Source organism: Amycolatopsis saalfeldensis (genome assembly GCF_900110575.1).
Classification (GTDB): domain Bacteria; phylum Actinomycetota; class Actinomycetes; order Mycobacteriales; family Pseudonocardiaceae; genus Amycolatopsis; species Amycolatopsis saalfeldensis.
In genome coordinates, this window is the sequence record NZ_FOEF01000020.1 from 41,363 (window position 1) to 54,259 (window position 12,897).

Below are 12,897 nucleotides of genomic sequence, written 5' to 3' on the forward strand. Positions count from 1 at the left end.
GGAAAGAGAGTCCCGATGCGCGTCCTGTTCGTCACCGCTCCGTTCAAATCGCACCTGTACGTGATGGCGCCGATGGCTTCGGCGTTCCGCACCGCGGGGCACGACGTCCGGTTCGCGGCCGCGCCGGATCTCCTCGACGCGATCGGGGCGATCGGCTTCACCGGGGTCTCCGTCAGCGCGGCGATTCCGATGGACGTGATGATGTCGGCGGCCGAGCCCGACCGGGGGCCGGACCGTACGCACCTGCCCGTGCACCGGCCGCGGCAGACCGACTACCGCAAGGAGAAGGACCCCTTCGAAGAACTCAAGCTGACCGCGTACGGCTGCAGCACCCTCTACCACCACGAGACCATCTGGGACGACATCGCCGAGCTGGCTCGCGACTGGCGGCCCGACCTGGTGGTGCGGGATCCGTTCATGTTCGCCGGCGCCTTGGCGGCCCGCGTGGCCGGCGCGGTGGACGCCCGCATGCTCTGGGGCACCGACACTCTGGCGCAGATCCGGGCCGACTGCTTCGGCGAGGGCGGCGGCCCGCACCGGGCCGACGGGCAGGCGGACCCGATGCGCGACTGGCTGGGGCCGGTCTTCGAGCGGTACGGCCACGGTTTCGACGAGGGCGTGCTGCTCGGGGAGCGGACGATCATCGGGTGGCCGACCTGGACCTGGCGCCCGTCCGACGTCGACTACGTCCAGACCCGACCGATCCCGTTCCACGGCCCGCACCGGACCGAGCCGTGGATGTACGAGAAGCCCGAGCGGACCCGGATCTGCATCACCCAGGGAATCTCGCACCGGGACTACGACTTCGGCCTGACCGCCTCGATCGAGACGTTGTTCGAGGCGGTCGCCGGGCTGGACGTCGAGGTCATCGCGACGTTCGACACCAAGCAGCTGGCGGCGGTCAGCTCGATCCCGGACAACGTCCGGGTCTGCGACTTCGTCCCGTTCAACGTCGTGCTGTCCACTTGTTCGGCCATCGTCCACCATGGCGGCTACGGCACGATGGCCGCTTCGCTGGAACGGGGCATCCCGCAGCTCGTCGTCCCCAACATCTACTGGAACGAGAAGTGGTGGGCTTCGATCGCGCTGGCCAACGGGTTGCAGGAAGAGGGGGCAGGCACGTACGTCGCCGACGCCGACCAGCTCACCTCCGGGCTCCTGCGCGACCACATCGTCCGTGCGCTGACCGACCCGGGCATGACGCGCAACGCGGCCCGGCTCCGGGAGGACCACCTGCGCACTCCCAGCCCGAACGACACCGTGTCGGTCTTCGAGCAGCTGGTGGCGCGGCGCGCGTGAACGGGCAGCCGGTTTCCCGGGTTCGGGGGTGCATGTAGATGCTGGGCAGCCGGCTCCGACCTACGCTGTGAGGGGCCTGCCGAGGGCACCTGACCCGCGACGAGAGGATTGAGCATGGGACTGCCTGTGGTGCACTTCGAGATCACCGGGGCCACGCCGGACACGCTGCGCGACTACTACGGCGGCCTGTTCGACTGGGAGTTCAGCACCGGTGACGCCACCAGCGAGAAGGTCTCGGAGCCCGGGAAGTACCACTTCGTGGACGGCACCACGACCGGCGACGGGGACGGCATCAACGGCGGCGTCTGTGGTGGGACCGGCTTCGAGCCCCGGGTCCTGTTCTACGTGGGCGTGCCCGACGTCGAGGCCGCGCTGAGCAAGGCCGAGAGCCTCGGCGGCAAGCGGCTGCTGGGCCCCGAGCCGAAGACCGGCGGCTTCACGGTCGGGCGGTTCGCCGACCCGGAAGGTAACGTCGTCGGGGTGGCCGGTCCGTCGGCGTGACGGCGGCGCGCGGAAGGGGGCGTGGTGAAGTACCTGCTCTTGATCTACAGCAACCCGGAGAACTGGGAGCACCCCATCTTCCTGCGTAACCCGGAGTTCCTGGCGATGCCGGCGGTCGAACAGGAAGCCCTGACCGCCCGGTCCGACGCCCTGCACCGGGAGCTCGACGAGTCCGGGGAGCTGCTGGTGGCCGCGGCGCTGGCCGACCCGCTCAACACCCGTTCGGTCCGGGTCCGTGATGGCGTACGCGCGGTCACGGACGGGCCGTACGTCGAGGTCAAGGAGCAACTCGCCGGCTACCTGCTGGTGGACTGCGAAAGCGTGGAGCGGGCGGTCCAAATCGCTTCGGAGATCCCCGACGCCAGGTTCGGGGCCGTCGAGGTGCACCCGATCATGGGCATGTCCGGCCAGGAGATGTGAGGCGCGGAGACGAGATCGAGGACCTGCTGCGCCAGTCGGCGCCGCAGGTCCTCGCCGCGTTGGTGCGACAGTACCGCAACTTCGAGACCGCCGAGGACGCGGTGCAGGAGGCGCTGCTCGCCGCCGCGACCCAGTGGCCGGAGCGCGGCGTTCCCGACCGCCCGGTGGGGTGGCTGATCAGGGTCGCTTCCCGGCGGCTGACCGACCAGTGGCGCAGCGAGCAGGCCGGCCGGCAGCGGGAAGAGCGGGTCGTCTCGCGGACCGCACCGGACGAACGGCTGATGCCGCCGGCCGACGTCCCCTCGCGCGACGCGGACGACACCCTGCTGCTGCTCCTGCTCTGCTGCCATCCCAGCCTCACCCCGGCGTCGCAGATCGCGCTCACGCTGCGCGCGGTCGGCGGCCTGGACAACCGGGAGATCGCGCGGGCGTTCCTGACCCCCGAGGCGACCATGACCCAGCGGATCAGCCGCGCCCGTCAGCGCGTCCGCGCCGCGGGCGCCAAGTTCGAGCTGCCGCCGGAACACGAGCGGGCCGAACGGATGCGCGTCGTCCTGCACGCGCTCTACCTGATCTTCAACGAGGGCTACACCGCCACCTCGGGGCCGAGCCTGCACCGGGCCGACCTGACGAGGGAGGCGATCCGGCTGACCCGCATCGTGCACCGGGCGCTGCCCGACGACGGCGAGGTCGGCGGCCTGCTGGCGCTGATGCTGCTCACCGACGCCCGCCGCGCGGCCCGCACCCGGTCCGACGGCAGCCTGGTTCCGCTGGCCGAGCAGGACCGCGGCCGGTGGAACCGGGAGTCGATCGACGAAGGGCTCGAACTCATCACCCGCACCCTGTCCCGGGCCAAGCTGGGGGCCTACCAGTTGCAGGCGGCCATCGCCGCCGTGCACAGCGAGGCAACGCACGCCGACGAGACCGACTGGCCCCAGATCGAGCAGCTCTACCGGTTGCTCGAAGCGGCTGCGCCCAACCCCATGGTGATCCTCGGCCACGCGGTCGCCCGCGCGATGGTGCGCGGCCCGCAGGCCGGTCTGGACCTGCTCGAACCGTTGACCGTGGACGGCAGGCTGTCCGGGCACCACCGGCTGCACGCCGTCCGGGCCCACCTGCTGGAGCTGGCCGGTGACCACGCCGGCGCCCTCGGCTCCTACCGCCGCGCCGCCCGGCTGACCACCAGCCTCCCCGAGCAGCACTACCTGCACGGTCGGGCGGCGCGTCTCGCCGCGAAGCCCGGTGACCCGCGCGTGGCTAACCCGCAGGCTTGACCGACAGCGCGTGCCGGAACACGTCCTGCGGGTCGTAGCGCCGCTTCACGGCCTGCAGCCGCGGGTAATTTCCTTGGTAGTACAAGGTTTCCCAAGAGACCCCGGAGGAGTTCCACCGAGGATCGGCCAGGTCCGAATCGGGGTAGTTGATGTAACTGCCCGCGGTGACCGGGCCGGGCACCGGTACCCCGCCGGTGCCGGCGAAGACGTCTCGGTACATTTCCCTGATCCAGCCGATGTGCCGCGCGTCGTCGTCGGCAGACATCCATTCCCCGGCGGTGAAGTAGACCCGCAGGATCGAGTCGCGGGCCACGGTCGCGGTGGCTTCGGGTGCCACCGCGTTGACCCTGCCGCCGAAGGTGGACAGGCTCATCAGGGCACCGGGGTTGGTGTAGTCGGTGCGAGTGAACTGCCGGTACAACGCGGCGATGTGCGCCTGCGTGAAACCCTTGCGCAGATCCGCGAATTTGTTCTTGGCCCGGCCGGTGGGCTCGCCCGCCCAGTTGCTCTCGTCCAGGAAGGGCACGGCTTCGGTGAGGTCGAAGACCGCAGGCACGCCGACGGCCGCGACGAGCTGGTCCGCGTGCGCGGCAACCAGTTCCTCCCCGTCGGGCACGTCGTCACCACAGCCGGCGAAGAAGATGACCTGCCCGGCTGACTTGTGCGGCACCACGAGAGCGCTCCAGATCTGGCTGCCGCGTGAGTCCGGCCCGCTGTTCCGCTCCGCCCAGTCGCCGAAGGCGCTCACCAGCCGCGCGAAGACCTCGGGCGTCATCGAGTCCCACGACCAGCTCACGGTCCGCCGGCGCATGCGGCTCGGAGCCGGCGGCAGCAGCCGGGCGGGGTCCGTGCCGTCGGCGGCCGGCGAGCGCATCCAGTACCGCGTCACCACGCCGAAGTTGCCGCCGCCGCCCCCGGTGTGGGCCCACCACAGGTCGTGGTGGGGGTCGGCCGCCTCGCGAGTGGCCACGACCGCGGTCGCCTCGCCTGCCTCGTCGACCAGCACGACCTCGACGGCGTAGAGGTGGTCGATGACCATGCCGTACCTGCGTGACAGCAGCCCGTACCCGCCGCCGGCGAAGTGGCCGCCGGCGCCGACTTCCCGGCAGGTACCGCCGGGAAGCGTCACCCCCCACTCGCGGAACAGCGTGTCGTACACCTTCCCCAGCTTGGCGCCGGGCTCGATGGCGAAGGCCCCCATCTCGGGGTCGTAGTACACATCGGACAGTTGCGAAAGGTCGATGAGGGCGCGAACCGCCGGTGAAGCCACGAAATCTTCGAGGCAGTGACCCCCGCTGCGCACGGCGACACGCAGGCCCGCCTCGACCGCGTCGCCGACGGCTCGGCGGACCTGCTCGGTCGAGCGGGCCACGGAGATGACCGAGGGAGTGCCTTGGAAGCGCCGGTTGTGCGCGGGCACGATGCTCGCGTAGCGCGGGTCCTGCGGGCCGAAGGAGACGGGGTCGCGGGACCGCATTCCGTTGCCCTCAGCCGCCGCCGCGCCGCCGGTCGGAAGATGCCGCCCCAGCCTGCTCACAACCACCTCCGTTGCTCGGGGCCAATCCTCGTGACCCGCCCCGAGCGCCCGCACCTTCGAAAGTGCGCAGATCGTCGGCAGGCGAAGCACTGCGCGAGGTGCCCGGGGCCGGGGCGCGCGCGCAGGATTGACGGCATGCCGGACAAATACGGGGGCAGCGAGCTGTGGGCCACCTACCATCGCACCCGCCTCACCGAGCGGGCGGGCCGTGATCTGAGCGGGTTCAAATCGGCGGGGGTCAACTTCAAACTCGGCCTGTGGAATCCGCAGACCAACGGGGTCCGGTACCTCAAGGCCCTGATCCACAACCTGGCGGACCGGCTCGACGACGACGGTCTCGAGCGGCTGCGACGGATCGGCAGCAGGGAGATCGGAGCGCCCATCGCGGTGCGCGTGCACGGCGAACTGGTGTGCATGGACTACCTGCAGGCTGTCCTGGAGCTGGAGTTCATCACCCGCCACGTCTCGCTGGAACGTTCGACAGTGCTGGAGATCGGCGCCGGCTACGGCAGGACCTGCCACGCCATCATGGCCAACCACGACGTGGCCGCGTACTACATCGTGGACCTGCCGAATTCGCTGGAACTGGCGCGGGCTTACCTCGGCCGGGTCCTGGGCGACGACTTCTCCAGGGTCCGGTTCGTCGCGGCCGACGGGCTCGACGCCGCCCTCGGCGAGCTCCGGCCGGACCTTTGCCTGAACATCGACTCGTTCGCCGAGATGGACCCGGACGTCGTCCGCAACTACCTCGCCCTCGTCGCCGGGCGCTGCCGGCACCTCTACGTGAAGAACCCGGTCGGGAAGTACTTCGACCCCGGTCTGGACGGTCACGCCGAAGGACGGGAACTGGTGGCGATGGCGTTGCGAACCGGGCTGCTGACCGACGTCATCGACATCCACGACAGCGAAGCGGTGCGCAGGCAAGCGGCCCGGTTCGTTGCCGCCTACCGTCCGGCCCCGGGCTGGACCGACGTCGCCGACGAATGGGCGCCGCCGTGGAGCTACTACTGGCAGGCGCTGTACCGGGCCGGCGAGTGAACGAAACCCTTTCGGCACAAAGCCGCCAGCCCTTTGACGCGTGCGCAAGAGGGGCATTCCACGAGTGGGCCAGACGCCGCACTCGTGCTTGATAATGGGGACCACCCGTCGCACCGGGTCCCGAATCCCCTTGCTGCGTCACGGAAGGAAAGCGATGTCGACAGAGCATTCCCGGCCGGCGGCCACCGACCTCCGTACGCCGATGACGGCGCGCGGCGAGGTGCTGCGCGACCTGGTCGTCAGGCACCTTCCGCAGATCCGGGCCGGCGCCGAGGACAACGGCCACCGGGGCGTCTTCCCGACCGAGACCTTCGAGGCGTTCGGCAAGGACGGGCTGATGGGCGCGACCGCGCCGGCCGAACTCGGCGGTCTGGGCGTCGACTGCATGCACGACGTCGCGCTGGCGTTGGCGGCGGTCGCCGAAGCGGACGCGTCGACCGCGCTCGCCTGGCACGTCCAGCTCAGCCGGGGCCTCACCTTCGGCTGGGAGTGGCGGCACGGCGCACCGCCGGTCCGGGCGCTGGCCGAGCACCTGCTCCGGGAGATGGCGGCCGGCCAGGCGGCAGTCTGCAGCGCGGTGAAGGACCACCACGCCGCGGTCACCACGCTCGAACGCGACGAAGCAGGCCGCTGGTGGCTGACGGGGCGCAAGACCCTGGTCAGCATGGCGCCGATCGGGACGCACTTCGTCGTGCACGCCCAGGCACAGCTCGAGGGCGAGCCGGCGACGCTGCCCGTGGTGCTGCTGCCGCGTGACGCACCCGGCCTCCGCGTCCTCGACGACTGGGAAGGCCTCGGGATGTGTGCCTCCGGAACGGCCGACGTCGCTTTCGACCGGTGCCCCGTCGACGCTGCCAATGTGGTGTCACGGCGGCCTGTGGGCGGCCACGACGACGCGGTTCTGGCCGGCCAGACCGTCAGCTCGATCACCATGCTCGGCATCTACACCGGGATCGCCCAAGCCGCCAGGGACATCGCGGCCGCGCGGTTCGCCCGCGGCTCCGGACGGCCGCCGGCTGCCGCCGCCACGCTCCTCGCGGAGATCGATGCCCGGCTGTACGCCCTGCGGGCGACGGTCACCGCCGCGCTCCGCGACGCCGACGCCGCTGCCGCTGATCTCACCGGCGACCCGGCCGAGCGCGGGCGGCGGATGATGACCCCCTTCCAGTACGCCAAGATGACGGTCAACCGTCTCTCGCTCGACATCGTCAACGACAGCCTCACCGTCGTCGGCGGCGCCTCGTATTCGGCCGCCCACCCGCTTTCCCGGCTGGTCCGGGACGTTCGCGCCGGCTGGTTCATGCAGCCCTACACCTATGTCGACGGTGTCAGCTACCTCAGCGGCCAGGCGCTGCGGCTGGACCGGGACAACGACTACGTCAGTGCGCGGGCGGTGACCGGTGTCCCCGGCGGCGCCCCGGACGCGTCCGAGGCGGGACCGAGGTGACGCCGATGCCCGAGACACCTTCGATCCCGTTCCGGCGCCGGCAGCCGCGACGCCCATCCGCCCGAACCGGAAGGCCGCTATGACTACGCGAGTCTGGGACTATCTGCCCGAGTACGAAAAGGAACGGGTGGACATCCTCGACGCGGTCAACACTGTGTTCGAGTCGGGCCAGCTCATTCTCGGCGCCAGCGTGCGGAACTTCGAGGACGAGTTCGCCGCCTATCACGGCGGCGGCCGCTGCACCGGGGTGGACAACGGCACCAACGCCGTCACACTGGCTCTCGAAGCGCTCGGCATCGGTCCCGGAGACGAGGTCGTCACGGTCTCCAACACCGCCGCGCCGACCGTCGTCGCCATCACCAGTGCCGGTGCCACGCCGGTCTTCGTCGACGTGCGCGAAGACGACTACCTGATGGACACCGATCTGGTCGCCGCCGCGATCACGCCGCGCACCAAGGCCCTGCTCCCGGTCCACTTGTACGGGCAATGCGTTGACATGGCCCCCCTGCGCCGGCTGGCCGACGAGCACGACCTGGCGCTGGTGGAGGACTGCGCCCAGGCCCATGGCGCCCGCCACCACGGCCGGATCGCGGGCACCATGGGCGACGCCGCCGCCTTTTCCTTCTATCCCACCAAAGTGCTCGGGACCTACGGCGACGGCGGCGCGGTGCTGACCCGTGACGACGACGTGGACCGGGTGCTGCGGCGGCTTCGGTACTACGGCATGGACAAGCGGTACTACGTCGTCCAGCTGCCAGGCCACAACAGCAGGCTCGACGAGGTGCAGGCCGAGATCCTGCGGCGCAAGCTGCGCCGGCTCGGTGAGTACATCGCCGGGCGCAACGCGGTCGCCGAGCGGTACGCCGAGGGCCTCGCCGACCTCACCGGGCCCGGCGGTCTGGTCCTGCCGTCCGTCCGGCCGGGAAACGACCATGTCTATTACCTGTACGTGGTTCGTCACCGGCGCCGCGACGAGGTCATCGAACGGCTGCGGAGCTACGACATCGCCCTGAACGTCAGCTACCCGTGGCCGGTGCACACCATGACCGGCTTCGCCCACCTCGGCTACGCCGCCGGTTCGCTGCCGGTGACCGAGCGGCTGGCGGGGGAGATCTTCTCCCTGCCGATGTACCCGTCGTTGGCGCCCAGTCTTCAGGACCGGGTCATCGGCGCCCTGCACGACGTGCTCGCACCCCGCTGAACCGCCGACCCCGCACCGAGGAGCACCCATGTCTTCAACCACGTGCCAGATCTGCGACGGCGAGGTCGAGGAGTTTCTCGACCTAGGCCGTCAGCCGCTCTCGGACGCCTTCCCGGCGGAGGGGGACCTCGGGCACGAGTTCTTCTACCGGCTCGCGGTCGGGATGTGCCGCTCGTGCTCCATGGTGCAGTCGATGGAGCAGGTCCCCCGGGAGCGCATGTTCAACGAGGACTACCCGTACTACTCGTCCGGCTCCTCGGTGATGCGGGCGCACTTCGAGGGCATTGCCCGCGGGTTCCTCGGCGGCGAGCTCGCCAGACCGGATCCGTTCATCGTGGAGATCGGCAGCAACGACGGGGTTCTGCTGAAGACGATCCACGACGCCGGCGTACGGCACGTCGGCTTCGAGCCGTCCGGAAAGGTCGCCGCCGCGGCCGCGGAACGCGGTGTGCGGGTGCTCGGGGAGTTCTTCGACGCCGGCACCGCGGCCGGGACGAGGGAGAGCGACGGGCCCGCCGACGTCATCTTCGCGGCCAACACCATCTGCCACATCCCCTACCTCCGGTCGATCCTGGCGGGCGTGAAGACCTTGCTGGCGCCGGACGGTGTGTTCGTCTTCGAAGACCCCTACCTCGGGGACATCGTGGCGAAGCGGTCGTTCGACCAGATCTACGACGAGCACTTCTTCCTCTTCAGCGCACGCGCGGTGCAGGCGATGGCCGCCCGGTTCGGCCTGGAACTCGTCGATGTCGAGCGACTCGCCGTGCACGGGGGCGAGGTCCGGTACACCATCGCCCGCGCCGGTGCGCGGAAGCCGAAGGCCGTGGTCGCCGATCTGATCGCCGCCGAGAACGCCCGGCAGCTCGCGGACCTGAGGACCCTGCGGCAGTTCGCCGCCGCCACGGCCCGGATCCGTGACGACCTCGTGGCCACGCTGCGCCGCCTGCGGGCCGCGGGTCACGAGATCGTCGGCTACGGCGCGACGGCCAAGAGCGCGACGGTGACCAACTTCTGCGGTATCGGGCCGGACCTGGTCTCCTACGTCTGCGACACGACACCGGCCAAACAGGGCAGGTTCACCCCGGGCACGCACATCCCCATCCGGCCGGCCGAGGCCTTCTCCGATCCCTACCCGGACTTCGCGCTGCTGTTCGCCTGGAACCACGAGAACGAGATCATGGCCAAGGAACAGGGGTTCCGGCGCGCGGGCGGCCAGTGGATCCGGTATGTCCCCGACGTGCACCTCGGCTGACCGGGAGGAATCATGTCCGAACAGGCAAGGCCGTTGGCGGTGGGTGGCGCCTTCGCCTTCACCACGCCCGCGTTCCCGGACGAGCGCGGCGTCTTCCTGTCGCCGTACCGGCGGTCGGTGTTCACCGAAGCGGTCGGGCACCCGCTGTTCCCGGTGGCGCAGGTGAGCTACAGCGTGTCGCACCGTGGCGTGGTCCGCGGCCTGCACTTCACGGCGACTCCGCCCGGCTGCGCGAAGTACGTCTACTGCCCACGCGGCAAGGTCCTCGACCTGGTCGTCGACCTGCGAGTGGGCAGCCCGACCTTCGGCCTCTGCGACAGCGTCGTCCTCGGTGACGAGGGCTTCCCCGCGGTGTACTTCCCGGTCGGGCTCGGCCACCTGTTCGCGGCGCTGGAGGACGACACGGTGATGACCTACCTGCTCTCCCAGGAGTACCGGCAGGAGAACGAACTGGCCATCTCCCCGTTCGACCCGGATCTGGCGCTGCCGATCCCCGCGGGCATCCCCCCGGTGCTGTCCGAACGCGACCGGCGGGCCCCGGCGCTCGCGGAGGCACGGGCCGCCGGGCTGTTGCCGGACTACGCCGCGTGTCTTCGGGCCGAGGCAAAGCTCGGCTGACCGGCCGAACTGTCCGAAAAGGACTCGATCAGCCCCGCCGAGCCCCGGCGGGGTCCGCGAGCGCCGCGACCGTCCGCCCCAGCGCCTCGCGCAGGGACACCCGGGGGCACCACCCGGTGACCGAGCGGAACGCCGAGGAGTCGGCCACCAGGCTGTGCGCGTCCGTGACCGTGGCGCCGGCGGGGGCGGGCACGGACACGACCGGGACCTTCGGCCGCCCGGTGCGCTCGGCCACGACTTCGGCGATCGTGCCGAACAGCTCCCGCAGGTCGATCCCGCGGCCGGAGCCGAGCAGCCAGTGCCGGCCCGCCAGTGTTTCCGGCCGGTCGAGCGCCGCCGCGAAGGCTGCCCCGGCATCGTCCACATACAACAGATCTCGTTGGACCGAACCGTTTCCCCACAAGGTGAGCGGCTGCCCGGCCAGAGCACGGCGCGTCATCGCGGCCACGACACCGCGATCCTGCGCGGCCGGCGTCGGGCCGGGCCCGAACACGGTCGGCAGCCGCAGCGTGATCCCGGAGAGGGCACCGCTGCGGGTCTCCGCGCGAAGCAGCTCTTCCCCGGCCTGCTTCTGCCGGTCGTAGGCGGTCACCGGGTGGTCGGTCTCGGTGCCGTCGATCGGCACCCTCGGCGGGACGCCGATCTGGGAGGTGGAGCCGGCGAAGACCACCACCGGGGCCGGTCGGCCGCCGTGACGCAGGGCCACGACGAGATCGCGCAGGACACCCACGTTGGTGCCCTCACCGGCCGGATCGCCGGCACCGCGCCATCCCGACTCGTGCAGGACCAGGTTGATGACCGCGTCGGCGCCTTCGACGGCGGCGGCGACCGCGCCCGGGGCGGTGAGGTCGGCCGTGCACGTTTCGATCTTCGCGACCGCGCCGGCCGGGCCGGCGGCAGGCCGTCGGGCCACCAGCCGCAGCCGGATGTCCCGGCGGGCCAATGCTGCCGTCACCGCCGAGCCCACGAAACCGGACGCACCCAGCACCGTGACCCGCGGCCGTTCCACATCCGGCTCCTGCCCCATTCCGGCCCCTCTTCTCCCGGTACGACCCGAGGACTTCATCGTCCAGGCCCGGTGTGGCCGGCGCACCTCTGGGAATGCCGGGGCGACTGGAGCTGCCCGCCGGGGACCGGGACCGGACGCGGGGCCGGTTGTCTTCTTCCAGCGTGCCGTCTTCGATCCCGGTGATGGCCCGGTTCCCCGCGGCGGTGTCACGGTCCGTGAGATCCGGGCGCGAGCCGAACGGCTTCATGCGCATTCGTCGCAACCGGCGAGAAGCCGGGCGGTGTTCTCGACGGAATCCGGCCCACGCTGCGCAACCACCCATGCCATTCTGGTGATCCGGGATCTTGCTTCGTGTGCAGTTATCGCAGCCTGGATGGGGTAATATGGGGCAGGTCGGGGTTTGACTGCTGATGGTGACATTGGTATAAGTTGGGATGGACCTTAATCGTATTTATGGTTCTGGGGGGTTATTCGAAAGTATGGACACGGCCGAAAAAGCGATAACGCGCGCGGTTGAGTACATTTTCTCGAACTTCAATGAGGAGGTCACCGTTGAAGATATGGCTCGCGAGGCAATGTTCAGCAAATTCCACTTCAGTCGACTGTTCCAGAAGATCACCGGAATCTCTCCTGGCCGATTTCTCACGGCTATCAGGCTACAGGAAGCCAAGAGACTGCTGTTGTCGACTTCCATCAGCATCATCCAGGTGAGTCAGCTGGTGGGATACGCCAGCGTGGGCACTTTCAGTGCCAAGTTCAGCCGATCTGTCGGCGTTTCCCCCAGCGTCTACCGCAGCCTGGGCGGGATCGTCGGTCCGCAGTGCCAGCAGGGAGAACGCGGGGAGATCGGCAAGATCGGCACTGTCTGCGGGCAGGTCCGCGCGCAGCACGCCGAGGATCTCGGACTGGTCTTCGTCGGCGTCTTTCCCCATCGCATTCCGCAGGGGCGGCCGGTCCGGTGCGCAATCCTCGATCGCCCGGGAAGATTCCGCATCGACGCCGTTCCGCAGGGTGATTGGTACGTCCTTTCCCATGCATTATCCGCTGACCGGAACGAGATCATGCACGCGCCGGTCAATGGAGACCTCGGATTGGCGATCGGCGCGTGCGGCCCGATCACGGTCACCGCGGGCTCTGTTCCCCAGGTGGCCAACCTGACCTTGCGGCCGAAGCGGTCGATCGATCCTCCCGTGGTGCTGGCGCTGCTGGACATCCGATCGTCGATACTGGCTGAAGTCGGCTGATCCGCGTTACGTGAACCCTCCGGCCGGGTGTCACAATGATGCCCCGGCCGGAGGGTT

12 protein-coding genes are annotated in these 12,897 nt (G+C 70.0%); 10 read left to right on the forward strand and 2 right to left on the reverse strand.

The annotated features are described in order from the left end of the window. Window positions 1-15 precede the first annotated feature (15 nt). The 4 genes from BMY97_RS34630 to BMY97_RS34645 all read left to right on the forward strand — a co-directional run bounded on the left by BMY97_RS34630 (window position 16) and on the right by BMY97_RS34645 (window position 3,494). Window positions 16-1,299, forward strand: a complete 1,284-nt coding sequence (locus tag BMY97_RS34630; RefSeq protein ID WP_091625542.1) for a nucleotide disphospho-sugar-binding domain-containing protein — start codon at window positions 16-18, stop codon at window positions 1,297-1,299. Window positions 1,300-1,413: 114 nt separating this feature from the next. Then, the gene (locus BMY97_RS34635; protein ID WP_091625543.1) at window positions 1,414-1,800 is read left to right on the forward strand and encodes a VOC family protein; all 387 of its coding nucleotides are present in this window, start codon (window positions 1,414-1,416) and stop codon (window positions 1,798-1,800) included. A 24-nt stretch (window positions 1,801-1,824) separates the two neighbouring features. Next, window positions 1,825-2,220, forward strand: coding sequence for a YciI family protein (locus tag BMY97_RS34640; protein ID WP_091625913.1), 396 nt, complete (start codon window positions 1,825-1,827; stop codon window positions 2,218-2,220). Continuing rightward, window positions 2,217-3,494, forward strand: coding sequence for an RNA polymerase sigma factor (locus tag BMY97_RS34645; protein ID WP_091625546.1), 1,278 nt, complete (start codon window positions 2,217-2,219; stop codon window positions 3,492-3,494). Before BMY97_RS34640 ends, BMY97_RS34645 begins: the two co-directional genes overlap by 4 nt. Here BMY97_RS34645 and BMY97_RS34650 read toward each other — a convergent pair. Further along, on the reverse strand, window positions 3,478-5,031 hold the full coding sequence (locus tag BMY97_RS34650; RefSeq protein WP_245787650.1) for an FAD-binding oxidoreductase: 1,554 nt from the start codon (window positions 5,029-5,031) through the stop codon (window positions 3,478-3,480). The genes BMY97_RS34645 and BMY97_RS34650 overlap by 17 nt on opposite strands. A 135-nt stretch (window positions 5,032-5,166) precedes the next feature. Between BMY97_RS34650 and BMY97_RS34655 the strand changes: the two genes are divergently transcribed. From BMY97_RS34655 to BMY97_RS34675, 5 genes are all read left to right on the forward strand, one after another. After that, window positions 5,167-6,069, forward strand: a complete 903-nt coding sequence (locus BMY97_RS34655; protein ID WP_091625552.1) for a putative sugar O-methyltransferase — start codon at window positions 5,167-5,169, stop codon at window positions 6,067-6,069. Window positions 6,070-6,223: 154 nt separating this feature from the next. Next, window positions 6,224-7,516 carry an acyl-CoA dehydrogenase family protein gene (locus tag BMY97_RS34660; RefSeq protein WP_091625555.1) on the forward strand — a complete coding sequence of 431 codons (1,293 nt, stop codon included), beginning with the start codon at window positions 6,224-6,226 and terminating at the stop codon, window positions 7,514-7,516. Window positions 7,517-7,595: 79 nt separating this feature from the next. Further along, a complete protein-coding gene (locus BMY97_RS34665; RefSeq protein ID WP_091625557.1) occupies window positions 7,596-8,717 on the forward strand; it encodes a DegT/DnrJ/EryC1/StrS family aminotransferase in 1,122 nt (373 codons plus the stop codon). A gap of 28 nt (window positions 8,718-8,745) precedes the next feature. Beyond that, window positions 8,746-9,969, forward strand: coding sequence for a class I SAM-dependent methyltransferase (locus tag BMY97_RS34670; RefSeq protein WP_091625560.1), 1,224 nt, complete (start codon window positions 8,746-8,748; stop codon window positions 9,967-9,969). A gap of 12 nt (window positions 9,970-9,981) precedes the next feature. Continuing rightward, entirely contained in the window at window positions 9,982-10,587 is a 606-nt protein-coding gene (locus BMY97_RS34675; protein WP_091625562.1) for a dTDP-4-dehydrorhamnose 3,5-epimerase family protein, read from the forward strand. Window positions 10,588-10,615: 28 nt separating this feature from the next. Here BMY97_RS34675 and BMY97_RS34680 read toward each other — a convergent pair whose 3' ends face one another. After that, entirely contained in the window at window positions 10,616-11,614 is a 999-nt protein-coding gene (locus tag BMY97_RS34680) for an NAD-dependent epimerase/dehydratase family protein (protein WP_091625565.1), read from the reverse strand. Between the two features lie 461 nt (window positions 11,615-12,075). Here BMY97_RS34680 and BMY97_RS34685 point away from each other — a divergent pair, with 461 nt between their 5' ends. Beyond that, window positions 12,076-12,840 (forward strand): helix-turn-helix transcriptional regulator, encoded by a 765-nt coding sequence (locus BMY97_RS34685; protein ID WP_091625568.1) that lies wholly within the window; start codon window positions 12,076-12,078, stop codon window positions 12,838-12,840. The last annotated feature ends 57 nt before the right edge of the window (window positions 12,841-12,897 follow it).

Coding starts and splice junctions, on each gene's coding strand:
- BMY97_RS34630 (WP_091625542.1), top strand. CDS start 16: ATGCGCGTCCTGTTCGTCACCGCTCCGTTCAAATCGCACCTGTACGTG.
- BMY97_RS34635 (WP_091625543.1), top strand. CDS start 1,414: ATGGGACTGCCTGTGGTGCACTTCGAGATCACCGGGGCCACGCCGGAC.
- BMY97_RS34655 (WP_091625552.1), top strand. CDS start 5,167: ATGCCGGACAAATACGGGGGCAGCGAGCTGTGGGCCACCTACCATCGC.
- BMY97_RS34660 (WP_091625555.1), top strand. CDS start 6,224: ATGTCGACAGAGCATTCCCGGCCGGCGGCCACCGACCTCCGTACGCCG.
- BMY97_RS34665 (WP_091625557.1), top strand. CDS start 7,596: ATGACTACGCGAGTCTGGGACTATCTGCCCGAGTACGAAAAGGAACGG.
- BMY97_RS34670 (WP_091625560.1), top strand. CDS start 8,746: ATGTCTTCAACCACGTGCCAGATCTGCGACGGCGAGGTCGAGGAGTTT.
- BMY97_RS34675 (WP_091625562.1), top strand. CDS start 9,982: ATGTCCGAACAGGCAAGGCCGTTGGCGGTGGGTGGCGCCTTCGCCTTC.
- BMY97_RS34680 (WP_091625565.1), bottom strand. CDS start 11,614: ATGGGGCAGGAGCCGGATGTGGAACGGCCGCGGGTCACGGTGCTGGGT.
- BMY97_RS34685 (WP_091625568.1), top strand. CDS start 12,076: ATGGACACGGCCGAAAAAGCGATAACGCGCGCGGTTGAGTACATTTTC.